Here is a 26,491-nt window from a genome sequence, read left to right on the forward strand (position 1 = left end):
AAAACGGTTGTTATATCACAACCGTTTTTCTTTACTTCATCCAAAACTCCCTTTGCACCAACTTCCACAACGTCATCAACACAAGCAATCCAATCATCAAATTTGAGAAAATAAAGGCAAACATGGCGATGCCGGATAATACTTGATGATGGTAAAAAACCACTGCGCTATTTGCCATTGAGGCTAAGCCGAATGAGAAAGCCCATAAGCCGATATTTAAGCCTTTTTCGATAATCCAGGGGAAAATTCTCAATAGGAAGAACATTTGCAAAAAGCCATAGCCCCATAAGATTTTGGCGAAAGTATCAACTTCTCCTTGATTGACGGCTAAATAAGCGGAGGCGCAAACAAATGCCGGGGCGAGAATAATCCCTATAGTGGCACGAAAAGGCGGTTCTAAGGAAGATATGCGTAAATGTTGGAGTAATACAGGTTCAAACATTATCCACGCGATGAAACCGGCACCGAAAAATAAATAACCAAGATCGTGATAGCCTAATAAAGCAAGTGAGCTTGCACTGGTGAAGTTTGCAGCGACAGAGGGTAAATAAAAGGGTGGGCGTGTTGATTTTTGCTCAAAAACACCGCCTTTCCAAAGTTCACTTATCCTAAAAGAAGAAAATAGTAATTGTCCGATCGTTCCTAACCAAATCATCACTTCCGCTATCACAGGATTCCAACGATAGGCAATATCGCCGACTAACATGGTTGTGATAGGAATCAATGCGAGAAAAGAAAAGCGAACAGGGCAGTGATATTCCTCCTTCACTTCGTGGAAATAATAACGCAATTTATACCCATACATAGCAATAAAGGCTAACCAAACGATCATTGCCGTAATACCGATCACATCACTAATCGTTTGCGCCCAAGGGAAAAAATCCGCCAAATGCCACCAAGCCAAAGACAGCGCAGCCAAGCCAAGGGGAATGCCAAAATAGCCGGTAGGTAAGGGAAAAGGTTTTGTTGTATCCATTTAACTATCCTTATAAAAATCTTTGCATTAGTCTAACAATAAATAGTATGACTTTCTCAGAAATTTCAAATTCTTACAAAAAAATGACCGCACTTTTGCTCCTCATCGCTAAGTGATTATCCTATTCTCCCCCAACAAAAAAGCCCCTTTCGGGGCTTTTGTTTATCGATTTGGCAAAATTACTCTTCCATTTCGGAATTTAATAATGCAGCTAGGTTTTGTGTAGCATCATCGGCGATGAATTCAAATTCCGCTTCGATGTCTGCATCGCTTGCGAAAGCTGAAACCGGTTGTTCAATCGCTTCCACCGCAAGTTCCGCTGCTTTTTGGCGGTTTTTAATGCGGTTTTGGTGATAGGCGAAACCAGTACCAGCCGGAATTAAGCGACCCACGATCACGTTTTCTTTCAAGCCGCGTAATTCGTCACGTTTACCAGCTACCGCAGCTTCAGTCAGCACACGAGTGGTTTCTTGGAACGATGCTGCTGAGATGAAAGATTCCGTTGCAAGAGAGGCTTTGGTGATACCTAATAATTCACGTTCGAATTCCACCAATGGTTTGCCTTCTGCTTCACGTTTACGGTTGACGATTTTCACACGAGCCACTTCCACTTGCTCCCCTTCGAGGAATTCGGAATCATAAGCTTTTGTGATCACCGCTTTACGCAACATTTGGCGAACGATAACTTCGATGTGCTTATCATTGATTTTTACCCCTTGTAAGCGGTAAACATCTTGCACTTCGTTAACGATATATTCGGTCACCGCACGCACACCGCGTAAACGTAAAATATCATGTGGTGTTTCCGCACCATCAGAAATCACATCACCACGTTGTACCATTTCGCCTTCAAATACGTTGAGCTGACGCCATTTTGGAATCATCTCTTCATAAACTTCGCCTTCGGTTGGAGTGATCAACAAGCGGCGTTTACCTTTGGTTTCTTTACCGAAAGAAACGATACCTGAAATTTCTGCCAAGATCGCCGGCTCTTTTGGCTTACGGGCTTCGAATAAGTCTGCCACGCGTGGAAGACCACCGGTAATATCTTTGGTTCCTACCGATTCTTGTGGAATACGCGCCAATGGTTCACCCACTTTCACTGCCGCACCATCGTCTAAGCTGACGATAGCTTTACCCGGTAGGAAATATTGGGCAATCACATCGGTTTCAGGTAAGAAGATGTCGTTTCCTTTTTCATCAACTAATTTGATAGTTGGGCGTAAATCTTTACCTGCAGTTGCACGTTCACCCACATCTTGAACCACAACAGAAGATAATCCGGTTAATTCATCGGTTTGACGTGTTACAGTTAATCCGTCCACGATATCCACGAACTTCACAAAACCGGCTACCTCTGAAACAACCGGCATGGTATGCGGATCCCAGTTCGCCACGGTTTCACCCGCAGTCACTTCTTGACCATCCCCTTTGTTTAACACCGCACCATAAGGCACTTTATAGTGCTCTTTGGTACGACCAAAGGCATCTGTTACGGTTAATTCGGTATTACGAGAGGTTAAGACGAGTTTACCTTCGTCATTTGTCACGAATTTAGCATTAATTAAATGTAATGTACCGGTATTTTTCACCTGTACGCTAGACTCTTTCGCTGCCGCCGATGCCGCACCACCGATATGGAAGGTACGCATGGTTAACTGTGTTCCCGGCTCACCGATGGATTGTGCAGCGATAACACCCACTGCTTCACCTTGGTTGATGAGATGACCACGAGCAAGATCACGACCGTAACATTTCGCACAGACACCATAATCGGTATCACAGGTCACCACCGAACGAACTTTCACGCTGTCCACGGAGTTTTCATCTAATACATCACAGAGTTTTTCATCTAATAAGGTATTACGGGCAATGAGCACTTCCTCTGTACCCGGTTTATAAATATCTTCCGCAGCAACACGACCTAACACTAATTCACGAAGTGGCACTTTCTCATCGCCCCCTTCAATTAATGGAGTCATCACCAAGCCTTCGTGGGTGCCACAGTCGTCTTCTACGATGACTAAATCTTGTGCCACGTCGACTAAACGACGGGTTAAGTAACCGGAGTTCGCTGTTTTCAATGCGGTATCCGCCAAACCTTTACGCGCACCGTGGGTTGAAATAAAGTACTGAAGTACGTTCAAACCTTCACGGAAGTTAGCGGTGATTGGTGTTTCGATGATCGAACCATCCGGACGAGCCATCAAACCACGCATCCCGGCTAACTGACGAATCTGTGCCGCAGAACCACGCGCACCGGAATCGGCCATCATAAAGATGCTGTTAAATGACACTTGTTTTTCCGGTTTGCCTTCACGGTTAATCACTTCTTCTTGCGACAAGTTTTCCATCATCGCTTTGGCAACACGCTCATTCGCCGCCGCCCAAATATCGATCACTTTGTTATAACGTTCACCAGCCGTCACAAGACCGGATTGGAATTGCTCTTGAATTTCCGCCACTTCTTCTTCCGCCGCAGAAATAATTTCGTATTTCTTCTCCGGAATCACCATATCATCAATACCAACTGACGAACCGGAACGAGCCGCATAAGCAAAGCCGGTGTACATGATTTGGTCGGCAAACATCACCGATTCTTTCAAACCCAAACGGCGATAAGCTTCATTAATCAGTTTTGAAATGGCTTTTTTACCTAAGGTTTGGTTGAATAATGAATATGGCATTCCTTTCGGTGCGATCATCCATAAAATGGCACGACCAATCGTGGTGTCGGTAAGCGTAGTTTTGGTTTCAAACTCACCGGCTTCATTTTTCACATATTCGGTAATACGAACTTTGACACGAGAATGTAATTCAGCCTGACCGGTACGATAGGCTTTTTCCGCCTCTCTTGGGTCTTGTAATAACATGCCTTCGCCTTTACCGTTTACTTTGTCACGGGTCATATAGTAAAGACCCAACACCACGTCTTGTGATGGAACGATAATCGGCTCACCGTTTGCCGGTGAAAGCACGTTGTTGGTAGACATCATCAACGCACGGGCTTCTAATTGTGCCTCAAGGGTTAATGGAACGTGAACCGCCATTTGGTCACCATCGAAGTCCGCATTAAATGCCGCACAAACGAGTGGGTGTAATTGAATGGCTTTACCTTCAATTAAGATCGGTTCAAAGGCTTGAATACCCAAACGGTGAAGTGTTGGCGCACGGTTTAGTAGAATTGGGTGTTCACGGATCACTTCCGCAAGAATATCCCAAACAATGGCATCTTCACGCTCAACCATTTTCTTCGCTGCTTTGATTGTTGTCGCATAACCACGGCTTTCTAATTTCGCATAGATAAACGGACGGAATAGTTCCAAGGCCATTTTCTTCGGTAAACCACATTGATGTAGGTGCAAGTATGGCCCTACGGTGATTACGGAACGACCAGAGTAGTCAACACGTTTACCCAATAAGTTTTGACGGAAACGACCTTGTTTACCTTTAATCATATCCGCTAAAGATTTTAACGGACGGCGGTTAGAGCCGGTAATCGCACGACCACGGCGACCGTTATCTAATAAGGCATCGACCGATTCTTGTAGCATCCGTTTTTCGTTGCGTACGATGATATCCGGTGCAATCAAATCCAATAAACGTTTTAAACGGTTGTTACGGTTGATGACACGGCGATATAAGTCGTTCAAATCAGAAGTCGCAAAACGACCACCATCAAGCGGCACTAACGGACGTAAATCCGGTGGAAGTACCGGTAATACGGTCATGACCATCCACTCCGGTTTATTACCGGATTGTACAAAGGCTTCTAATAATTTTAAGCGTTTAGTGATTTTCTTACGTTTGGTTTCAGAATTGGTTTCTTGTAACTCTTCACGCAATTTTTCACATTCCACTTCAAGATCCATACCTTTTAACAGATCTTGGATCGCTTCTGCGCCCATTTTGGCTTCAAATTCATCTTGCCAACGATCTTCTGCATCAAGATATTGCTCTTCCGTTAATAATTGACCACGTTCTAAATCCGTCATACCCGGTTCGGTCACAATGTACATTTCAAAATAAAGTACACGCTCAATATCACGCAATGGCATATCCAGTAATAAACCGATACGGGACGGAAGGGATTTTAAGAACCAAATGTGTGCCACAGGTGAAGCCAATTCAATGTGCCCCATGCGTTCACGACGCACTTTGGTTTGTGTTACTTCAACGCCACATTTTTCACAAATCACACCACGGTGTTTTAAACGTTTATATTTACCACATAAACATTCATAATCTTTTACCGGCCCGAAGATGCGCGCACAGAAAAGACCATCACGTTCAGGTTTAAACGTACGGTAGTTAATGGTTTCAGGCTTTTTCACTTCACCAAATGACCAAGAACGGATCATATCCGGTGAGGCTAACCCAATTTTAATCACATCAAAATCTTCACTGGTTTTTGATTGTGCTTTTAAAAACTTAACTAAGTCTTTCACAAATGTTCTCCTGTCGGAGTTAAAGGTTTAAAGTGCGGTTAAAAATTAGCGAGAATTTTGACCGCACTTCGGCGATTTCAAGTTTTATGCTGTTATCAATCTTGCCTTCCCCTGCTTTGCGGGGGAAGGTGCCCGAAGGGCGGAAGGGGGCTAAAATTCTCCCCCCTCAGCCTTCGGCAGCTCCCCCCGTAAACGGGTGGAGCCAAGGGATAACATCATTTAAATATATTCATCAATGCTCATTGAGCACCTTTGATTACTCTTCGTCTAACTCAATATTTAAACCAAGCGAACGGATTTCTTTCATAATCACGTTGAAAGATTCCGGCGTGCCCGGATCCATTTGTTGGTTGCCGCTGACGATGTTTTTATACATCTTCGTACGACCATTCACATCATCGGATTTCACCGTGAGCATTTCTTGTAAGGTATAAGCCGCACCATAAGCTTCAAGGGCCCATACCTCCATCTCACCGAAACGTTGACCACCGAATTGTGCTTTACCACCCAATGGTTGCTGTGTAACAAGGCTATAAGAACCCGTTGAACGAGCATGCATTTTGTCATCAACTAAGTGGTTCAATTTGAGCATGTACATATAACCTACGGTAACCGGACGCTCAAATTTTTCACCGGTACGCCCGTCATATAAGGTGATCTGACCGGAAGTTGGTAAACCACCGAGTTTTAATAACTCTTTGATTTCCGTTTCATCCGCACCATCGAACACTGGGGTCGCAACCGGTAAACCTTTACGCAAGTTATCTGCTAAACGTAACACTTCTTCATCAGTGAAGGTGCTTAAATCCACTTTTTGTGAACCATGGCCTAAATCATAGGCTTTTTGCATATAACTGCGTAATTTTTCCACTTCTTGTTTTTGTTTAAGCATCGCATTGATTTGATCACCAATACCTTTTGCCGCTAAACCTAAGTGGGTTTCAAGGATCTGACCGATATTCATACGGGACGGTACGCCCAGTGGGTTTAATACGATTTCAACCGGTTGGCCGTTTTCATCGTATGGCATATCTTCAACAGGGTTAATTTTTGAGATAACCCCTTTGTTACCGTGACGACCCGCCATTTTATCACCCGGTTGGATTTGGCGTTTCACCGCAAGGTAAACTTTCACCACTTTCAATACGCCCGGCGCAAGATCATCCCCTTTGATGATTTTCTTACGTTTCACTTCAAGTTTGAGTTCAAACTCTTTACGAAGCTCTTCGTATTGCTCTGCGAGTTGCTCTAATTGGTTTTGTTTCTCTTCATCGGCAATGGTTTGTTCTAACCATTTCGTGCGGGCTAATTTATCCAACTGCGCCGCATCAAAGCCACCTGCGATAAGAAGATTGCGAACACGGGCGAATAATCCAGCCTCTAAGATTTCTAATTCATCAGAAAGGTCTTTTTTCGCCTGTTTCAATTGCATTTCTTCAATTTCTAACGCACGTTTATCTTTCTCCACACCATCACGGGTGAAGACTTGTACGTCAATTACCGTACCGCTTACGCTGTTTGGCACACGCAATGAAGAATCTTTCACATCAGAGGCTTTTTCACCAAAAATTGCACGCAACAATTTTTCTTCCGGTGTTAATTGGGTTTCACCTTTCGGGGTCACTTTACCTACTAAGATGTCGCCACCTTTGACTTCTGCGCCCACATAAACGATACCGGATTCATCTAACTTGCTCAGGGCCGATTCACCCACATTTGGAATATCTGCGGTGATTTCTTCTGCGCCTAATTTGGTATCACGAGCCACACAAGAAAGCTCTTGAATGTGAATAGTAGTAAAGCGATCTTGTTGAACGACACGTTCAGACACGAGCATGGAGTCTTCGAAGTTATAACCATTCCATGGCATGAATGCCACACGAATATTTTGACCTAATGCCAATTCCCCTAAATCGGTGGAAGGGCCGTCAGCCAAAACTTCACCACGATTAATCGGATCGCCTAAATTCACACAAGGAATCTGGTTGATACAGGTGTTTTGGTTAGAACGGGTGTATTTAATTAAGTTATAAATATCAATCCCCGCTTCGCCCGCAACGGTTTCATCTTCGTTGACTTTAATCACGATGCGTGAAGCATCTACATATTGAACGATACCACCACGTTTCGCCACTACTGCCACACCGGAGTCTAGGGCAATCGGTTTTTCCATACCGGTTCCCACTAACGGCTTATCGGCCCGTAATGTTGGAACAGCCTGACGTTGCATGTTTGCACCCATCAAGGCACGGTTCGCATCATCATGCTCAAGGAATGGGATCAAGGCTGCCGCCACAGAAACAACCTGTTGGGTTGAAACGTCCATATAGTGAATATCTTCAGGTTTATACAAACCGGACTCACCACGCTCACCACGAGCAGTAACAAAGGCATCGGTAAAGCGATTGTTCTCATCTAAATTAGAGTTTGCCTGAGCAATAATATAATTAGCTTCATCGATGGCGGATAAATATTCAATTTCTTCCGTCACTTGACCGTCAATGACTTTACGATATGGGGTTTCTAAGAAACCGTAATCATTGGTACGGGCAAAGGCGGAAAGGGAGTTAATCAAACCAATGTTCGGACCTTCAGGGGTTTCGATTGGACATAAACGACCATAGTGAGTGTTATGTACGTCACGCACTTCAAAACCGGCACGTTCACGCGTTAAACCACCCGGGCCTAAAGCAGAAATACGGCGTTTATGGGTTACTTCCGATAATGGGTTGTTTTGATCCATAAATTGCGAAAGTTGTGAAGAACCAAAGAATTCTTTCACCGCCGCAGAAATTGGTTTTGGATTAATTAAATCTTGTGGCGTGATCGCATCTAAATCGCCTAAAGATAAGCGCTCTTTGACCGCTCTTTCTACACGCACTAGACCAATACGGAATTGGTTTTCCGCCATTTCACCCACAGAACGGATACGACGGTTACCTAAGTGGTCAATATCATCCACTTCACCACGACCGTTTCGGATATCAATGAGTTTACGCATCACCGCAATGATATCTTCATGACTTAAAATACCGCTGCCCACACCTTCAGGAATACCTAAAGAGCGGTTGAATTTCATACGGCCTACTGCCGATAAATCATAACGCTCTGCAGAGAAAAATAAGTTATGGAATAAGGCTTCTGAAGATTCCGGTGTTGGCGGCTCGCCCGGACGCATCATACGATAGATTTCGTAAAGTGCGCTGGTTTTATCATAAGTCGGATCAACCCGTAAGGTTTCAGAAACATAAGGGCCGTGATCTAAGTCATTCGTAAACAAGGTTTCAACAACGTTGTAGCCTGCTTGTGCTAATTTTGCCAAAATTTCTAGAGAAATTTCGCCATTTGCCGGACAAATAATTTCACCGGATTCCAAATCCACATAATCTTTCGCAGCCACTTTACCCACGATATATTCCGTTGGCACGACAACTTGTGTCACTTTATCTTTTTCTAGAGCTTTAATATGACGTGCAGTAATACGGCGACCACGTTCTACATAGACTTTGCCGTTGACTTCAATATCAAAAGAAGCGGTTTCACCACGCAAACGCTCCGGCACAAGGGTCATTAATAATTGATTATCTGCGATTTCGAAGGTTACTTTATCGAAGAATAAGTTTAAGATTTCTTCGGTGGTGTAACCTAATGCACGAAGGATAATGGTTGCCGGTAATTTACGACGGCGGTCAATACGGGCATAAAGGTTGTCTTTCGGATCAAATTCAAAATCCAACCAAGAACCACGGTAAGGAATGATTCGTGCGTTATAAAGCACTTTACCCGATGAATGGGTTTTACCTTTATCAGAATCAAAGAACACACCCGGACTACGGTGTAATTGTGAAACGATAACACGTTCGGTACCGTTAATCACAAAGGTACCGTTATCCGTCATTAATGGGATTTCCCCCATATACACTTCATTTTCTTTAATATCTTTGACGGCACGCGAAGAGGATTCTTTATCATAGCTGACAAGACGTAATTTAACACGCAAACCCGCAGCGTAAGTTGAACCACGGATCTGGCACTCACGCACATCAAATTCCGGCTCTTCTAAACGGTAATCAACATATTGTAATTCGGTATAACCATTGTTGCTGACAATGGGGAAAACTGAGCGGAAAGCAGCTTCTAAGCCTTGCTGACCTTCAGGATCTTTTTGAATAAATTTATCAAACGAATCTAATTGAATAGTTAATAAATAAGGTACATTTAAAACTTGCGGACGTTTGCCGAAGTCTTTACGAATTCGTTTTTTCTCAGAATAGGAGAGACCCATTGGTTGGTTTTCCTCTATCAATTTTAGTGAGACTGAGCTGATATAAGAAAAGTGCGGTCACAAAAAACAACGTTTTTGAACGTTGGCTCTGCCAACGGCTCCGAAGGAGTAAACAAATCACGTTAGTGATTTACGAATAATATTGACCGAATTTTTTTATATCAAGGTATGGACACCGTTTTCAGGACCGCACTCTGAACCTTACTTCTGCAGTGGGTTACTCAAATTAAAATATCAATTAACTTGAGTGGAAACAGATAAAATTAAACGGAAAATAATTATCTGTTTTTTTGTGCCTATTTTGATAGCACAAAATGGCTGATGGTAAACCACCAGCCATTAAGCCTGAGAAACAGGGCATCAGTGAATCAAAAATTATTTGATTTCTACTTTTGCACCGGCTTCTTCTAATTCTTTCTTAAGTGCTTCAGCTTCTTCTTTAGAAACACCTTCTTTTAATGCTGCAGGTGCAGATTCAACTAAGTCTTTCGCTTCTTTTAAGCCTAAACCTGTTGCACCGCGTACTGCTTTGATTACTGCTACTTTGTTTGCACCTGCTTCAGCAAGAACAACATCAAATTCAGATTTTTCTTCTGCCGCTGCCGCTGCACCACCTGCCGGTGCTGCTGCTACTGCTGCCGCTGCTGAAACGCCGAATTTTTCTTCCATCGCTGCGATTAATTCAACGATTTCAGTTACAGATTTAGAAGCAATCGCTTCAATAATTTGTTCGTTAGTTAATGACATAACAATCAATTCCTAAAATAAATAAAGTTAAATGAAGTAAGAAACGCTTAGTGATTAAGCCGCTTCTTGTAATTTGTCGCGTAATGCCGCAAAAGTGCGAACAAGTTTGCCTGCCGCCGCTTCTTTCATTGTGCCCATTAAACGTGCAATTGCTTCTTCGTAAGTCGGTAATGTTGCTAAGAATTCAACATCTTGGATCTTACCTTCAAAGGCTGCACCTTTAATTTCAAACTTATCGTTTGCTTTAGCAAATTCTTTGAACAAACGTGCTGCTGCACCCGGGTGTTCGTTAGAGAATGCGATAAGTGTTGGACCTACAAACGTATCTTTTAAGCATTCGTAATCAGTGCCTTCAACCGCACGGCGTAATAAAGTATTACGCACCACACGCATTGTTACACCCGCTTCACGAGCTGCTTTACGCAATTCAGTCATTTTATCAACAGTCACACCGCGAGAATCTGCGATCACTGCTGAAAGTGCACCTTTGGCTGCTTCATTTACTTCAGCAACAATTGCTTGTTTGTCTTGAAGATTTAATGCCATTGGCTTTTAGCTCCTGAATACACTCCGATTTCTCGGAATTAATTTACCTAATCGAAGATTAGGACGACTTCGGTGCCCAGAAGCAAGAAAAATTCTTATTCTGTACACCATCTACGTAGGATGATTAAGATTGCTCCCCTACGGTCTTGGACGGGGCTTGAATAGGTCAAGCACCAACCAGAAATCTCACGCACTTGGCGTAAATAGGTGCAGGATTATAGAGTTAAAACTGCACCTTGTAAAGCCTATTGTTGAAAAACAGGGTGAATTTTCACCGCACTTTTTGTTATTTTCTCACGGCAATGGCTTCAATTTCCAAACCAACATCTTTTGGTAGGCGTGCCACTTCCACACAAGAACGGGCCGGGAAAGTCGGATGATTGTTCTCTTTAAAGAAACGCTCATATTCCGCATTAACCACAGCAAAATCATTTAAATCTTTCACAAATACCGTTGTTTTGACAATATCTGCCACGGCTAAACCGGCTTGTTCTACAATCGCTTTGACATTTTCTAAGGATTGGCGAGCTTGTGCCACAATATCACTCGGCACTTCGCCTGTTGCGGGATTAACCGGAATTTGGCCTGAAGTCAGTACTAAATTTCCCAAATCAACCGCTTGCACATAAGGGCCAATTGCGGCCGGGGCTTTTTCTGTATGAATAATTTTTGTCATCGTCATTTATCCTTCTTTTAGAGAAAAATTCAGTGAAATCAACCGCACTTTTATTAATCAATCTCTTTTAAGACATCATCAGAAAGTTCTTTTTGTGAACTTTCTTTTACTTTTCCATCATTCACTTTAAAGTCTAAGTTTTGATAATAGGCTTCTCGGAAAGTGACATAAGGATCCTGTGCTTGATTTAATAATTCAGCGTTATCTAAATTCTTCGCTCGGGTATCAATCACTTGAATACCATATTTCACCAATGAAAGGGGATTTCCCGAAACCCACTCCCAGAAAGGATACATATAGGCAGCATCCACAATGGCACCGGTTAATTGACGAGGGGTAGTGGCATTATACAAAGGCAACACCATATAAGCACCGGCATCCACCCCATAACTGCCTAATGTTTCACCAAATCCCCGTTGTTCGTAAACCTGCAACTCTTTGCTTGCACTTGCAAAATCAAATAACCCACCTAAACCAAATACAGTGTTAATCCAAAAACGGTTAAAATGCACAAAAGCCTTTTTCGGTTCACCTTCAATCAGGCGGTTTACAAAACTGACCGGCTCATCTAAGTTATTCGCCACATTGCTCAGCCCTTTGGTAACCGGGGTTGGCACATAGTCACGCCAACCTTTCGCAGCAGGTTCTAACACATAGCGATCCACCACCTTGTAGTTAAAATCCCACATGGTACGGTTAAACCCCTCCATCGGATCATTGCGTTCCCCGTCAGGTTTTGTCGCACACCCGGTCAATACCATCGCACCTAAAAGTGCGGTTAAAATTGTTTGTTTTTTCATTCCTTATCCTATTGATTTCGATAGCCGAATTATAAGCTATAAGCCTTAATATAAGGTAACTTACCTCTTTTCAGCATCTCTTGAATACCGCTTTGGTGATCGTTTGTGCCTAAGCCTCGTAACTCAAAGGTGACGCCAATGCTGTGATCATACAACACTTCATCCCGTCCTTGATTTTGGCGGCTTGTCACATAACGTCTTGCACCGACACCTACTGCCCAGCAACAACTGTTATACTGTACGCCAAGGTATTGTTCTACCGGTTTTTGCAAGGCTAGGTCTTGATAGTATTTGCCTACAACAGCCCAATTATCTGTCACTTCCCAAGCGGCAACTAAGCCTAATTGTTTAATATCTTGGTTATAAGCATTGGCTGATTGCCCTAGGTTTTGGTCGATATAAGCTTGGCTTGCATAGCGATAATTTAATTGAATTAAATTATTTCTTTCCGGGTTATATTCAATACTGGTGTTCGCCAATGAGGTTTTCTTCAACTGGGTATCATATTGATAGCTACCATGCCAGTTCCAATTATCATTGATTTTCCAGTTTGACTCCAACGCCCAAGAGGAAGAAGAACGTTGTGTACTGTTTGCCGGATTACTGTCAATGCGGGAATCCGTTAAGTAATAGGTTTGTCCGGCAGAGAAGTTAAAGCGCTCTGTGGAATGTCTGTCATAAAAACGGGTTGTGCCGCCAAGTGTGACTTGGTTTGCCGAAGCAATACGGTCTAACCCGCTGTAACGGCGATCACGGAATAAAGAATAATAATCTTGCTGAACCAGTGAAGAATCATAGCCATAGCCTAAGTAATCATTGGTGCGGCTTGAACCGATATTACTTTGATCACGATAGGGGCGATATAAATACTGAATTCGGGGTTCGAAAGTCTGCGTATAGTCTTTTAAGAAAGTGGTATCCCGGGCTAAAACTGTTTGTAAATCCACTTTAACCTGTGGAATAACCCGATTTACCCGTTTTTCCACCTCTTCCGCACCGACACCTTTTCCTTTTTTCTGCTGATAATGGGTGGCATAAAGTTTGGTTTCAATATTCAAACTACCGTATTTATTCGACATTGCCGTGGCTAAACTTGGCTCAATATGAAAACGCCATGCAGTGGGCATAAGGCTACTATCATTATCAAAACGCACCGCTTGTGAGAATAATTTGAAGTCTAACCAACCGTTGGCTAAATCATTTTTATAATAATTAAAATCAATTTGTGGCAATGCACGATAAGGCCCGATATCAACCTCGTCAAAAATTTGGAATTGGCGGGCTGAAATAGCGAAATTATAATTTGGCTGGTAGTAAGCGATACGGGCATATTGGTTGGCATAACCGTCCGTACTGCTACCGTAATCAGAGGTAAAATCCGTGAAATAGCGTTTATCACTCACTCGTGTATAGTCAATATTCAAACGCCAATTTTCAAGGAAAGAAGAACTGTGATTCCAATAGAAAAGATGGCGTTTACGGTCATCACCATAGTATTCATCATAGCGATCACGCCCTAAGTATTCACCGGCAATTTTGCCTTCACCAAGAGGTGTTAAATAACGAAATTCACCGTTTAACTGCCAACCACGATGGGACATATATTTCGGAGTAATGGTCGCATCATAATTAGGGGCGATATTCCAATAAATCGGCTGGGCATACCAATAACCATCACGGCTTGAGCTTCCGGCACTTGGAATTAATAAACCGGAACGGCGGCGATCGCCAATAGGCAGTTGTAAATAAGGGGTATAAAATACCGGCACGCCTAGCACTTTAAAGCGTGCATGCCACATTTCCGCATATTCTTCTTTAATATACTGACGAATTTCTGAGGCATCGACCGCCCACGCATTATCGTTAGGTAAACAGGATGTAAAGGTAGCATTTTTCATCACACGAACATCGTTACGCAATTCAATTTCCTGCGCTTTACCCCGCCCTTGGCGTCCTACCAACTGATAATCGGCATCTGACACATGGCCGTCTTTTGAATCCAAATTAAAATCGGCATTTTGCCCTAACAGATTAATTTGCTCGTCTTTATAATCAAACCCGCCTCGTACATAGGCAAAACGTTGTAATGCGGCTCCCTCACCAATTTGTTTGACCTCCACCGAATCGGCAACCAAATGGCGATTTCCTTGTTTGAGATCCGCATTCCCTTTGTAAATAGCATTCGTTGGCTGATTAATTTCCGCATTATCCGCTTCAATATAAACAGGCAGATCATTGGGATTTTGAGAAACAGGCTCGCCGGAAAACTGAGGCACGCCCACCAAACACTGAGTACGCAAATCCGCTAGAGTGGTTTGGCTATAAAGTGCGGTCAAAATAGAAAGAGAAATTAAAGTATATTTTTTATTCATAATTCAATGTTTCATTGATGAAATTGAGCCGATTATACTGGAATATCATTTACAACAACAACCATTTATATGGTCGTTCACCAATCCCATCGATTGCATAAAAGCATAACAGGTGGTTTCCCCTACAAAGACAAAGCCTCGTTTCTTTAAGGCTTTTGACATGGCTTTAGAAATATCGGTTTTTGCCGGTACGGAAGCTAAATCCGGCACATCATTTACAATAGGCTGGTGATTGACAAAAGACCAAATAAAATCACTGAAATTTTCACCGCACTTTTCCATGGCTAAATAGGCCTGAGCGTTTTTAACAATGGCTTCCAATTTCGCTCGGTGACGAATCAGCCCCGCATTTTGCATACAGGCATCAAGCTCAAGTGCGGCCATTTTTGCCACTTTTTTCGGATCAAATTGATGAAATGCCTGACGATAGGCCTCACGTTTTTTCAACACAGTAATCCAAGACAATCCCGCTTGTTGCCCTTCCAAACAGATTTTTTCAAATAATTTTCGGCTATCAAATTCCGGTTTACCCCATTCATTATCATGATAGGCAATGTAAATGGGTAAATCCCCTGTCCACGGGCACCTTATCATTGCATCTCCTTTTTCAGTTCCTTGTAAACGGTGGCAAAATCCGGCATCACACCACGCCATAAATGGAATGAATGTGCCGCTTGTGCCACCAACATCCCCAATCCATCGCTAACATTCGTCAATCCAAGAGTTTTACAGTGAGAAATAAAAGGCGTATCCGAACCTTTCGCATATTGCATATCGTAAAAAGCGTTCCCCAATTTGAGAATAGCAGCCGAAACAGAGGCAGTATTTCCACTCAACCCCGCCGATGTAGCATTAATCACCACATCATAAGATTGATCGGGAATGTTATCTATCGCCACTGCTTGAACCTCACCATAAGGTTGAAATATTTCAGCCAAATGTTCCGCTTTTGCCAAGGTACGGTTGGCTAATACAATCCGTTGTTCTGCTTGTAATAAAGGTAATAATACCCCTTGAGTGGCACCGCCTGCCCCTAAAATTAAAATACGCTGATGGGGTTTTATCCAATTTAAGCGTTTCAAATCCGTGACTAACCCGATGCCATCTGTGTTATCGGCATAAAGCCTGCCGTCTTCTAATTTTTTTAGCGTATTACAAGCCTGTGCCAGCTTTGCCCGCTCACTGTGTTCATCGGCAAGTTGGTAGGCTCTTGCTTTAAAAGGTGCGGTCACATTAGCGCCTTTTGCACCCTGTGAGAAAAAGGTGGCAAGTTGTTGCTCAAAGGTTTCCACATCACCTAATTTTGCCTCATAGTGCAGTTTTTGTTGGGTTTGCTCTGCAAACTTGCTTTGAATTAATGGCGATAAACTTTGTGCAATGGGATTGCCCCACACCGCATAGCGATCCATAAATTATCCTTGTCTAAAAAGTTGGTTAGTCATCAAATCACGAATTTCTGAGGGATTTTGTGCATTTCCCACCGGTAAATCGAGTACAGGAAAATCCTCACCAAATTGTGACAGCACTTCTTCTGCGGTTCTACAAGGAGAGGCGCCCGTTAAATTTGCACTGGTTGAGGTTAACGCAAAACCGGTGGCTTCACATAACGCCCGTACAGCCGGATGATCGCTGATACGCACGGCAATACGGTTAAATTTTCCGGTAAGGAAAGCAGGCACATTCGATGCTGCCGGCACGACCCAAGTTATAGGGTGATCATAATGTGCCTTTAATTTCGCCAGTTGGCTTTCATCTAACTCATCAATATCGATAAAAGGGAATAAAAAATCGAGCGTTGGCGCAATTAAAATCAATCCTTTTTCCACCGGACGCTGTTTTAAATCAAGCAATTTTTTGACCGCACTTTCACTGAACGGATTACACCCCAAACCAAATACCGCTTCTGTCGGGTAAGCAACCACCTGATCCTGTAATAAATAGCAGGTAATTTGTTGTAATGTCATTTGGCTATCTCAAAACTATGGCGACAGGTTTTATTGGCGCATTGCATATGTTGGCCTGTTTCACTTTCATTTTTTAATAAAGCAAGGGGAAAACCGCATTGCGGGCAAGGCGTTTCATAGGGGGTGGAGGGTAAAGAGAATTTACAATGGGGAAAACTGTCACAACCATAAAATGTTTTACCTTGCCGCCCACGGCGGGTCACCAAATGCCCTTTCCCACATTCAGGGCAAGGAATTCGTGCCTCTGTTTTTTGTTCTTCATGCACTACAAAATCACATTGTGGATAAGCACAACAACCAATAAACATACCAAATGCCCCTTGTTTCAATGCTAACAAATCGCCACATTGCGGACAGGTTTCTTCAAGGGTTTTCAATACCTTATGCTCTACTCGTTGCAAAGGGCGTAAATAATCACATTGCGGATAGGCACTACACCCTAAAAACAATCCTTTTTTGCCTTGTTTCATTTGCAAAATCGACCCACATTTCGGGCAAGGTTCTTCTTGTTTGGTGTGATGAAAAAGGGATGAGTTCATAATCACTCCGCATTTAATATCATTTCTTCCAGTTTCTCTTGGCTTTCCATCCAATCGGCTTCTACGGTTTCCAAGGCTTTTTTCGTTTCCACTTGTTGTGCCAAAAGTGCGGTCAGTTTTTCTTTATTTTCTGCATGATAAAGCGCAGAGTCCGCCAAACGCTGTTCAATTTCCGCCAGTTGTTCGCTCAAAATATTCATTTTTTCTTCTAACTGCGTGATCTTTTTACGAAGTGGCGCGGTTTGTTGGCGTAATTCTGCCTCTCGACGTTTTTGCTCTTTACGATTTTGACTGGAATTGATATTTTCCGATAACCTATTTTCTTCCGTCGATTTTGCTGAAGATTGGCTATTCTGCTCCATAAGCCATTTTTGATAATCCTCTAAATCCCCTTTGAATTCTTCTACTTGTTTATCATGCACCAAGTAAAACTCTTCCACCGTATTGCGTAGCAAATGGCGGTCGTGGGAAACCACCACCAAGGATCCCTCATAATCTACTAAGGCTTCCGTTAAGGCTTGACGCATATCAAGATCCAAATGGTTTGTCGGTTCATCTAACAACAGCAAATTCGGGCGTTGCCAGACAATCAATGCCAACACCAAACGGGCCTTTTCACCACCGGAAAAGGAAGAAACCGGCTGATTTACCTTATCACCGTGAAAAGCGAAGCTCCCCAGATAATCACGCACCTGTTGTTCTGTTTGCTCCGGTGCAAGTTTTTGCATATGCCACAGGGCGGATTCTTCAGCACGGAGGGTATCCAATTGATGTTGGGCAAAATAACCCAACTGTACCCCTTTGGCAAGTTGCACCGTACCTGAAAGTGGGCTAAGTTCTTGTGCCAAAAGCTTAATTAAAGTGGATTTTCCCGCCCCATTTTGACCCAGTAACCCAATACGGGACCCCGGCACCAGATTGAGTTTAATTTTGCTTAAAATTTCAACCGCACTTTCCCCCTCACCATAACCTGCGCTAGCCTGTTCAATCATCACCAAAGGGTTCGGCAAGGAAATGGGTGGACGAAAAGCAAAGGTGAAAGGATTATCAGCATAGGCCGGGGCAATAAGTTCCATTCGCTCTAAAGCTTTCACACGGCTTTGTGCCTGTTTTGCTTTGGTAGCTTTGGCTTTAAAACGATCAATATAATGTTGTAAATGGGCGATTTTTTGTTGCTGATGACGGTACATGGCCGCTTGTTGGGCAAGCTTAGTGGCTCGTTGCCGCTCAAAAGAGGAATAATCCCCCGTATATTCATTAATCTTTTGATGTTCTATATGCAAAATTTTTGTCACGATAGGATCAAGAAAATCACGGTCGTGAGAAATTAACACTAACGTGCCTTGATAATTCACTAACCAACGCTCCAGCCAAATCACCGCATCCAAATCTAAATGGTTGGTCGGTTCATCAAGCAACAACAAATCTGAAGGACAAAGCAACGCCTGCGCCAAATTCAACCTCATCCGCCAACCGCCCGAGAACGATTTTACCCTATGTTGGGTTTCCGCCTGCGTAAATCCCAAACCATGCAACAATGTTTCCGCCCGTGATTGAATTGTCCACGCATTGATCGCATCAAGTCTGTCGTGAATTCGTGCAATGGCATTGCCGTCATTACATCCATTGGCTTTCTCTAATTCTGCCTGCAAACGGCAATATTCACGATCCCCTTGAATCACATAATCCAGTGCAGAAATCTCCAATGCCGGGGTTTCCTGATTCACCCAAGATACCGCCCAATTTGACGGATAGCTGATCTCGCCTCCTTCGGGTTGAAGTTCTTTTTTCAATAAGGAAAATAAAGAGGATTTGCCACAACCGTTTTTCCCCACCAACCCGACTTTTTGTTTTGGATTAATCGTTGCTGTGGCATTTTTAAGCAATTCTGTTTGCCCACGTTTTAAGGAAATATTACTAAATACAATCATTTTTCTAAGAAATTTCTAAATTTCGGCTATTTTGCAACATTGTGTGAAAAACACCAATCTCTTTCGGTTTTTAATTAACATCACTCATGAGGTTGCAATAAGGTATCCCTCCTCTTTGCGGGGATAAAGGGTACAACCTTACTTTTAGGAAAAAACTCGCCTTTTAAGAAAAAACAACCCCTAAATGCTTTCAACATTTAGGGGCTGCAAAATGAGTAAGCACTTAGGCTTTAGTGATTACCACTCATAACCAAGGCCGACAGCACTCACGACATCGCCACGGGTATTGGTACTTCCACTTAATTTCAGCAAGACTTTTCCATTATCGCTTGCACGGGTATAACCAAGGGCAACCGCATTTTCACCACGATAATTACTCGCTGCCACCGCCATCATGGATTTTCCGTTTCCACGCACCTGTGGCAAGCCCGCAATGGCTGCCGCTCCTGCAATACCGGCTCTTAGGTCTTTATCAATTTTATTCACTCTATTATTTAAGTTATTGATATTATTACCCACAGCATAGAGTTGAGAGCCATTCACCGCATCTTTGGAAGTGGCAGAAATCTCACCCGGTGCAACATTGGTGATCTTCTTATTGCCCGCATCAATCCCATTCGTTGTTATACTTGGGCCACCGGTAATTCTCACGCCATCCTTGTTGATTTTCGTATTGCCAACGGTGACAGAATTGAAATTCACATCATCTTTTGTTGCATAAGTAATAGTGCCGTTTGCCGATTGTTTCACTGTTAAGTTTTTACCCGCAACCATCTCCACAGCTTTACCCGGTGTAATCAATTCCTCACCGGTTGAAGACGCCTCTTTTTGTCCCTCTGGTGTGGCAGAGGTTTTCAGGGTAAAGCCCGAGTTGTTGATCGCTTTTGTAACCGTTGTCGCATTGACTAATGCACTCGCATTCGATCCCGTTGGTTCTTCCACTTTACCACCAACCACATTCAGATCTGTCGTGACAGCTGAGATATTACCATTGTTATCAATTTTAATGGTTGTACCGTCAGTTTTTGCTGTGACGGTATAGGTGACATTATTTCCATTCGTCGTGGAATTAACCTGTATCCCCTCTCCCGCATCAACAGTTACATTTGTTGTAGAACCTGAACCGGTTGCCTCAATAGTGAATTTTCTGCCATCTTGGGTAATGGTGATATTTTTACCTGCTTCAAAGGTAACCGTATCACCATTACTTACCGTGGCATTAGTAATACCGGTTGCAGTACCACCGTTTTCTGATGCGGTGGCATTCCAAGTCATTTTCTTCACTTTTGCGATCTCATCGGCAAGGTTGTTCGCCACCCAATACAATTGGCTACCGTTAATGGCATCCGTTGAGCTAGCCAAAATACGGCCTGCGGCGACATTGGTAATGGTGCGTTTTTCATTAACATTACCGACAGAAACAGTTGAGAAAGGGTTCGCACCAGCAAAATTACCATAAAAGATTCCGTTTACCGTGGCATTGCTTGTTCCTACAACAGGATCAAGCGTTGCATCTGTTGCAGATCTAAAACCTAGAGCCACACTAGAGTCAATTTCAGCCTTCGACTCACTACCAAAGGCAATAGTTTTAGGGCCACTTGCCTTTGCTTTGTTACCAAATGAAATAGACTCCAACCCTGATGCTTCTGAACTGTAGCCAAAGGAATAAGCATAATTTGCACTCGCCTTCGCATAAGAACCAAAAGCTGCAGAGTCGATACCTGAGGCAGCAGCTTCATTACCAACGGCAATACCGCCACGTCCACTTGCATTTGACAAACGACCAACAGCCGTAGCCCAACCACTAAAAGTAGTATTGGTGATATGCCCTGTTGCACTTGCCCCTGAACCCAGTGCGACACTGTCATTCGCAGCAGTAGAAAAAGAACCTACTGCAGTAGCTTGGCTATAGCCCATCTTTGTCGTATCTTTTGCGTTAGCACCAATGACAACTGAATTCGCTGTGTTAGAAACTGCATTTGTTCCCATTGCAATTGAATTACTGGCATTGACGGCCGTATTGTGCCCCACTGAAATTGCACTGGAAGCATTGACCTTTGTATTACTCCCTACAGCAACAGAATTACTAGAAAAAACACGATTCCCACTACCAATGGCTAAAGAGTTGTCTGCAGCATTGTTTATTGAACCAACTGTATTGTCATAGCCAAAGGCATAAGCTTTTCCACTATTAATTATTTGGTTCCCTTGCCCAAATGCGCCACTGACATCCTTTTGTCTACTATTGTTAATAGTATTCCAAAATCCCAAAGCACTGGCATAATAGGCATTCACTTTATTTTGAGCACCCACTGCATTTGACATACTACCGTTTACAATATTACCGCTACCTAATCCAACCGACATAGCCCCATCAATTTTCGAATCAATACCGATCGCAACAACACCATTTCCATGTGTAGAATTAGCAACTGAGCCATTACCTATTGCAATCGCCCCTAAACCAGTAGCACTTGTAGAGCTACCGCCACACACAACCTGCCCATTAGGGTGTTCATGTTTGTAATAACAATAATTAACCGCGGAATTCGCCAGTTGGTTTTCAGCCCCAGTGATTGCCACAGCTTGGCCATTCATAAGCGCTAACGCAGAGGAGATTAAAGAAACTTTGAATAGCCCTTTCTTCGCCAAAGATAAAGACTTTGTTTTACCTTTTGCTTTGTTTAATTCCGAGACTGCCACCCAATTTTGGGCAGCATGATTCCAAATCACTTTAAACGTTTTATTCATAATATGACTCTTTTTATAATTAATTTAATATTTAAAAATATTAAGCCTAAAAAATATAAGGCTAAAAGCTTTGGGATTATAAAGAAATACAACAATAAATTCAAATCACACTATATTATTAAGATTAATCAATGAGATTTTTATGGATAACTTGTTTCAATCGGCAATTCTGCTCTCATCCAGCCATCAAATCCACCAATGATGCTATAAACATTTTCATAACCTTGTTCTGTTAAAAATGTGGCGACATTGCGGCTGCTGATGCCATGATAACAGCTGATAATAATGGGGGTGTCGAAATCCACCAATTCTTCAAACTGTAAAAAACTTTGATTGGTTAAATGAAAAGCCCCTTTGGGGTGTGAATAGGTATAACGCTGTGCATCACGCACATCGGCAAGGATGGCGCCCTGTTGCACCATTTCCCAGGCTTGTTGGGGAGTAATTTCTTTAAACGACATTATAAGGTTCCTTTTGCGTGCTGTTTATACACGCCGTCTATCATCACAAGGCACATTGCCAATATTAAACAAATAAAAAGCGGGTAGCTTTCCCCATCAATTTTTTCGCCAATAAAAAAGGAAACAAACACCATCATGATGGTTTCCACATAGCCCAATAACCCAAGTAAATTCATTGGTAGCATATTGCTGGCGATTACATAAGCAATTAATGCCGTACCGCTAATCAGTCCAAGCAACAGTAATAACGCCCAAATATTCGGATTACTTTGTTCCACCACAGCAAAATCTGTTTGTAGAGCAAAATAGATACTTATCGGGAGCAAACTGAACATTTCAAGACAAAAAGAGGCAAGATCGGTATTTTTCAACGCTTTTCGAATAGAAAAATAGGTGGTATAGCCCACACAAATGACAATAGCTTCCCAAGATAATCCGCCTTTAATGATAATATTTGAAATGACACCAGCTGCGGCAATCAATACGGCAATGAATTTAAAAGTAGAAATCCGTTCTTTAAAAATTAATCGCCCTGCCGCCACCATCACAATAGGCAATAACAGATAACCAAAGGAAACACTCAGCGAGCTACCATTATTGGGTGCCCATAAAAATAGCCACATTTGAAAGCCCATTAATGCCCCACAAAAAAGATAAGAAAGGGCAAAGTGCGGTCGTTTTTGAAGGTGTTTTAAACGTTCGATCAGGGCATTTTTTTGTTTGAACATCAAAACGGCCAACAGCACGAAGGGAAAGGTGAAAATCATTCGATAGCCAAAGATATCCGTACCGCTTAAGGGCTTAAGCAAGGTAGAAAAATAATACATATAGCCAAATAAAAAAGAGGCGAAGAGCGAAACGAGAACACCTTTTAGCATAGGAAATCCTTAATCGAAATAATCCGCACCATTTTATTCCAACATGGCCCAAAACGCACGAATTAAGGGTTGGGCTAAATGCCTTTTTTGGGTACAGATCCCCAATTCAAAAGGGGCAACGGGTCGTTCTAAATTTAATCGGGAAATTTGATCACGCATCGGGCTGTTATCAATCACCGCATCAGGTAACATCGCCAGTCCAAAACCTAACCCCACCATGGGGACAATCCCCTCATGCCCTGCCACCGTGGCATAAATTTTCGGGTGTTTAATCTGCTTTTCACGCAACCATTGTTCAATCCGCTGCCTTGCATGGCCTTCCACCGGAAAAATAAAAGGCATCTGTTGCCAATTAATCGGTTTCTCTTGCAATAATTGTGTTGCCAAACAAGCAACCCGTGGCGCAATCAGTGAAAGGTGAATATCGTCAATTTTATGAAATACCACGCTCGCCGGTAAATTATTGGGTTTCCCTGCAAGCGCAAGATCCACTTGCTGACTTTGCACCAATTCCAAAGCGAGCGCCGGATCGCCGGTGGTAAGCTGAATTTCCACTTTCGGGTAACGTTGGCGAAATTGTTTTAATATCTGTGGCAAATGGCTATAAGAGGCGGTAACGGAACAAAAAAGTCTTAATTCACCGCTCAATTCATCCGCTTCATCATTAAGCTGTTGTTTAAATTGTTGCCAGTTTTGCCACTCCGCCTTGGCAAACCGTAGAAATTTCTCCCCATATTCGGTGAGATTTACTTGACGGTTATCACGAATAAAAAGCCTTTTCCCCAACTCTTCTTCCAACCGCTGAATTTGGCGTGAAAGGGTGGAAGGGGACATATGGTTTTGAGTAGCGGTTTTGGCGAAGTTTTTGGTTTCCGCTAGTTTTATGAATAAGTTGAGATCCGTAAAGTCCATAATCATTCCGGTTTTATCAAAGTCAGATTTCGCCTGACGGCGACCTACTTTCTTTATTTATTTGAAATCGCCTTTCGCTCGATGAGCGACCTACTTTTTCTTTGCTCGTGCAAAGTAAAAGTAGGCAAAAAGAAAGCACGCCCTGCTTTTCCTTGTTTCCTTTGTTCCACTGAATTTGCTTAACGGAAATTTTCTGAACTCGCTACGCTCAAACAGACGAAAATTTCCTACAAATTCAATTCCACAAAGGCGGAAAAGAAGGGGAACCCCAAAGTGCATATTTAATAAAGTGCGGTTAAATTTAGCAATGTTTTTTACATTTAGTTGTTTTAAATAACGCTCTGCCAAAGCGAGCCCCATATAAATCGCCTTTGCGACTTGGCATTTTTAGCTAAATTTGTACTGTTTGAGCGAAGCGAGTTTACAAATTTAGCGTTAATAAAATGACAATCAAGCAAAGATCAGCGATTTAACTGGGGTGTGTTTTCTTTGCCTACTTTCTTTTACACAAGTAAAAGAAAGTAGGTCGCCATCGGCGAAACCCGATGCCCAAGTTATAATTGCAAAAAATGAAACAAATCATTCCCATAATATCACTTTACGCAATCACAAAAAACCTTATAATCCTAGCCGAAGTAAAACAACACAAACACAACATCATACAATCATTCACCCTTACAACATTAAGGAAAATCTATGGCTAACTATTTCAACACATTGAATTTACGTCAAAAATTAGACCAATTAGGTCGTTGTCGCTTTATGGATCGTGAAGAATTTGCCGATGAAGCAAATTTCTTAAAAGGGAAAAAAATTGTCATCGTGGGCTGTGGTGCGCAAGGGTTAAACCAAGGTTTAAATATGCGTGACTCCGGTTTAGATGTCAGCTATGCCTTGCGCCCTGAAGCCATTACAGAAAAACGTGCCTCATTCCAACGTGCCACCGAAAACGGTTTCAAAGTCGGCACTTACGAAGAATTAATCCCAACCGCTGATTTAGTAGTGAACCTTACACCGGATAAACAACACTCAAAAGTGGTAGCAGATGTGATGCCGTTAATGAAACAAGGTGCGGCATTCGGTTATTCCCATGGTTTCAACATCGTTGAGCAAGGTGAACAAATTCGCCCGGATTTAACCGTGGTAATGGTGGCACCAAAATGCCCAGGAACAGAAGTGCGTGAAGAATACAAACGTGGTTTTGGTGTGCCAACTTTAATCGCTGTTCACCCAGAAAACGACCCGAAAGGTGAGGGTATGGCTATTGCAAAAGCTTGGGCAGCAGCAACCGGTGGTCATCGTGCGGGCGTGCTAGAATCCTCATTCGTAGCAGAAGTAAAATCTGACTTAATGGGTGAACAAACCATTCTTTGCGGTATGTTACAAGCCGGTTCTATCGTGTGCTACGACAAATTAGTGGCTGACGGTAAAGATCCTGCCTATGCCGGAAAATTAATCCAATATGGTTGGGAAACCATCACCGAAGCCTTAAAACAAGGTGGGATCACCTTAATGATGGATCGCTTATCTAACAGTGCGAAATTGCGTGCCTTTGAGCTTTCCGAACAAATTAAAGAAAAACTCGGTTTCTTATATTACAAACATATGGATGACATTATCAGCGGCCACTTCTCTGAAACCATGATGGCAGACTGGGCAAATGGCGATAAAGATCTCTTCGCTTGGCGTGAAGCTACGGCTAAAACCGCTTTTGAAAATGCCCCGAAATATGATGGCAAAATCAGTGAACAAGAATATTTTGATAATGGCGTGTTAATGATCGCTATGGTAAAAGCCGGCGTGGAACTTGCCTTTGATGCGATGGTGGAAAGTGGCATTTATGAAGAGTCCGCTTACTATGAATCGCTTCATGAATTACCATTAATTGCCAACACCATTGCGCGTAAACGTTTATATGAAATGAACGTGGTGATTTCTGATACAGCAGAATACGGTAACTACTTATTCTCTAACGTCGCCACCCCAATTCTTGCTAAAGAAATTATCCCAACGTTGCAAAAAGGTGATTTGGGTGAGCCGACCCCAACCGTTGAAATCGACAATATCACCTTGCGTGATGTCAACGATGCCATCCGCAACCACCCGGTTGAATTAATCGGTCAAGAATTGCGTGGTTATATGACGGATATGAAACGCATTGCTGTTGCGGGTTAATAATTAAACCGCTAAAATTTAAGCCGATTT

19 protein-coding genes are annotated in these 26,491 nt (G+C 42.7%); 1 reads left to right on the forward strand and 18 read right to left on the reverse strand.

Annotated features, from left to right (window positions below):
- Positions 1 to 31 precede the first annotated feature (31 nt).
- From tehA to BKK48_RS09935, 18 genes are all read right to left on the reverse strand, one after another.
- A complete protein-coding gene (tehA, locus tag BKK48_RS04740; protein WP_077427017.1) occupies positions 32 to 976 on the reverse strand; it encodes a dicarboxylate transporter/tellurite-resistance protein TehA in 945 nt (314 codons plus the stop codon).
- Between the two features lie 179 nt (positions 977 to 1,155).
- Entirely contained in the window at positions 1,156 to 5,424 is a 4,269-nt protein-coding gene (rpoC, locus tag BKK48_RS04745; protein ID WP_077427018.1) for a DNA-directed RNA polymerase subunit beta', read from the reverse strand.
- Positions 5,425 to 5,680: 256 nt separating this feature from the next.
- Positions 5,681 to 9,709, reverse strand: coding sequence for a DNA-directed RNA polymerase subunit beta (gene rpoB / locus BKK48_RS04750; RefSeq protein WP_077427019.1), 4,029 nt, complete (start codon positions 9,707 to 9,709; stop codon positions 5,681 to 5,683).
- A gap of 375 nt (positions 9,710 to 10,084) precedes the next feature.
- Positions 10,085 to 10,456 (reverse strand): 50S ribosomal protein L7/L12, encoded by a 372-nt coding sequence (rplL, locus tag BKK48_RS04755; protein ID WP_077427020.1) that lies wholly within the window; start codon positions 10,454 to 10,456, stop codon positions 10,085 to 10,087.
- A 54-nt stretch (positions 10,457 to 10,510) separates the two neighbouring features.
- Positions 10,511 to 11,002, reverse strand: coding sequence for a 50S ribosomal protein L10 (gene rplJ, locus BKK48_RS04760; protein WP_077427021.1), 492 nt, complete (start codon positions 11,000 to 11,002; stop codon positions 10,511 to 10,513).
- 286 nt (positions 11,003 to 11,288) lie between these two features.
- On the reverse strand, positions 11,289 to 11,678 hold the full coding sequence (locus BKK48_RS04765) for a RidA family protein (protein ID WP_077427022.1): 390 nt from the start codon (positions 11,676 to 11,678) through the stop codon (positions 11,289 to 11,291).
- Between the two features lie 53 nt (positions 11,679 to 11,731).
- Entirely contained in the window at positions 11,732 to 12,478 is a 747-nt protein-coding gene (locus BKK48_RS04770; protein WP_077427023.1) for an MlaA family lipoprotein, read from the reverse strand.
- 29 nt (positions 12,479 to 12,507) lie between these two features.
- Complete coding sequence (gene lptD / locus BKK48_RS04775) at positions 12,508 to 14,850, reverse strand: LPS assembly protein LptD (protein WP_077427024.1); 2,343 nt, start codon at positions 14,848 to 14,850, stop codon at positions 12,508 to 12,510.
- Between the two features lie 45 nt (positions 14,851 to 14,895).
- Positions 14,896 to 15,444, reverse strand: coding sequence for a DNA-3-methyladenine glycosylase I (locus BKK48_RS04780; protein ID WP_077427025.1), 549 nt, complete (start codon positions 15,442 to 15,444; stop codon positions 14,896 to 14,898).
- Positions 15,441 to 16,259, reverse strand: coding sequence for a shikimate dehydrogenase (gene aroE, locus BKK48_RS04785; RefSeq protein ID WP_077427026.1), 819 nt, complete (start codon positions 16,257 to 16,259; stop codon positions 15,441 to 15,443). Before aroE ends, BKK48_RS04780 begins: the two co-directional genes overlap by 4 nt.
- Before the next feature lie 3 nt (positions 16,260 to 16,262).
- Positions 16,263 to 16,814: an L-threonylcarbamoyladenylate synthase type 1 TsaC gene (gene tsaC / locus BKK48_RS04790; RefSeq protein ID WP_077427027.1), complete on the reverse strand. Its 552-nt coding sequence runs from the start codon at positions 16,812 to 16,814 to the stop codon at positions 16,263 to 16,265.
- Positions 16,811 to 17,353 carry a DNA topoisomerase family protein gene (locus BKK48_RS04795; RefSeq protein ID WP_077427028.1) on the reverse strand — a complete coding sequence of 181 codons (543 nt, stop codon included), beginning with the start codon at positions 17,351 to 17,353 and terminating at the stop codon, positions 16,811 to 16,813. Before BKK48_RS04795 ends, tsaC begins: the two co-directional genes overlap by 4 nt.
- Before the next feature lie 2 nt (positions 17,354 to 17,355).
- Complete coding sequence (locus BKK48_RS04800) at positions 17,356 to 19,284, reverse strand: ABC transporter ATP-binding protein (protein WP_077427029.1); 1,929 nt, start codon at positions 19,282 to 19,284, stop codon at positions 17,356 to 17,358.
- Between the two features lie 237 nt (positions 19,285 to 19,521).
- Positions 19,522 to 22,035: a YadA-like family protein gene (locus tag BKK48_RS04805; protein ID WP_077427030.1), complete on the reverse strand. Its 2,514-nt coding sequence runs from the start codon at positions 22,033 to 22,035 to the stop codon at positions 19,522 to 19,524.
- A gap of 140 nt (positions 22,036 to 22,175) precedes the next feature.
- Positions 22,176 to 22,496: a thiosulfate sulfurtransferase GlpE gene (gene glpE / locus BKK48_RS04810; RefSeq protein WP_077427031.1), complete on the reverse strand. Its 321-nt coding sequence runs from the start codon at positions 22,494 to 22,496 to the stop codon at positions 22,176 to 22,178.
- The gene (gene rarD, locus BKK48_RS04815) at positions 22,496 to 23,374 is read right to left on the reverse strand and encodes an EamA family transporter RarD (protein WP_077427032.1); all 879 of its coding nucleotides are present in this window, start codon (positions 23,372 to 23,374) and stop codon (positions 22,496 to 22,498) included. The genes glpE and rarD overlap by 1 nt, the downstream gene beginning before the upstream one ends.
- A 33-nt stretch (positions 23,375 to 23,407) precedes the next feature.
- Positions 23,408 to 24,286, reverse strand: coding sequence for an HTH-type transcriptional activator IlvY (gene ilvY / locus BKK48_RS04820; RefSeq protein ID WP_077427033.1), 879 nt, complete (start codon positions 24,284 to 24,286; stop codon positions 23,408 to 23,410).
- Positions 24,287 to 24,376: 90 nt separating this feature from the next.
- Entirely contained in the window at positions 24,377 to 24,634 is a 258-nt protein-coding gene (locus BKK48_RS09935) for a hypothetical protein (RefSeq protein ID WP_158074351.1), read from the reverse strand.
- Positions 24,635 to 24,982: 348 nt separating this feature from the next.
- Between BKK48_RS09935 and ilvC the strand changes: the two genes are divergently transcribed.
- Positions 24,983 to 26,461, forward strand: coding sequence for a ketol-acid reductoisomerase (gene ilvC / locus BKK48_RS04825; protein WP_077427034.1), 1,479 nt, complete (start codon positions 24,983 to 24,985; stop codon positions 26,459 to 26,461).
- Positions 26,462 to 26,491: the final 30 nt, after the last annotated feature.

The organism is Rodentibacter heidelbergensis, assembly GCF_002000125.1.
GTDB lineage: Bacteria > Pseudomonadota > Gammaproteobacteria > Enterobacterales > Pasteurellaceae > Rodentibacter > Rodentibacter heidelbergensis.

Bases quoted from the DNA above. Each gene is read 5' to 3' on its own strand.
- BKK48_RS04795 (WP_077427028.1), bottom strand. From the start codon at position 17,353: ATGAACTCATCCCTTTTTCATCACACCAAACAAGAAGAACCTTGCCCG.
- BKK48_RS04765 (WP_077427022.1), bottom strand. From the start codon at position 11,678: ATGACAAAAATTATTCATACAGAAAAAGCCCCGGCCGCAATTGGCCCT.
- ilvC (WP_077427034.1), top strand. From the start codon at position 24,983: ATGGCTAACTATTTCAACACATTGAATTTACGTCAAAAATTAGACCAA.
- BKK48_RS04770 (WP_077427023.1), bottom strand. From the start codon at position 12,478: ATGAAAAAACAAACAATTTTAACCGCACTTTTAGGTGCGATGGTATTG.
- rpoB (WP_077427019.1), bottom strand. From the start codon at position 9,709: ATGGGTCTCTCCTATTCTGAGAAAAAACGAATTCGTAAAGACTTCGGC.
- tehA (WP_077427017.1), bottom strand. From the start codon at position 976: ATGGATACAACAAAACCTTTTCCCTTACCTACCGGCTATTTTGGCATT.
- rplL (WP_077427020.1), bottom strand. From the start codon at position 10,456: ATGTCATTAACTAACGAACAAATTATTGAAGCGATTGCTTCTAAATCT.
- glpE (WP_077427031.1), bottom strand. From the start codon at position 22,496: ATGTCGTTTAAAGAAATTACTCCCCAACAAGCCTGGGAAATGGTGCAA.
- BKK48_RS04780 (WP_077427025.1), bottom strand. From the start codon at position 15,444: ATGATAAGGTGCCCGTGGACAGGGGATTTACCCATTTACATTGCCTAT.
- BKK48_RS04800 (WP_077427029.1), bottom strand. From the start codon at position 19,284: ATGATTGTATTTAGTAATATTTCCTTAAAACGTGGGCAAACAGAATTG.
- aroE (WP_077427026.1), bottom strand. From the start codon at position 16,259: ATGGATCGCTATGCGGTGTGGGGCAATCCCATTGCACAAAGTTTATCG.
- lptD (WP_077427024.1), bottom strand. From the start codon at position 14,850: ATGAATAAAAAATATACTTTAATTTCTCTTTCTATTTTGACCGCACTT.
- rplJ (WP_077427021.1), bottom strand. From the start codon at position 11,002: ATGGCATTAAATCTTCAAGACAAACAAGCAATTGTTGCTGAAGTAAAT.
- BKK48_RS04805 (WP_077427030.1), bottom strand. From the start codon at position 22,035: ATGAATAAAACGTTTAAAGTGATTTGGAATCATGCTGCCCAAAATTGG.
- ilvY (WP_077427033.1), bottom strand. From the start codon at position 24,286: ATGGACTTTACGGATCTCAACTTATTCATAAAACTAGCGGAAACCAAA.
- tsaC (WP_077427027.1), bottom strand. From the start codon at position 16,814: ATGACATTACAACAAATTACCTGCTATTTATTACAGGATCAGGTGGTT.
- rarD (WP_077427032.1), bottom strand. From the start codon at position 23,374: ATGCTAAAAGGTGTTCTCGTTTCGCTCTTCGCCTCTTTTTTATTTGGC.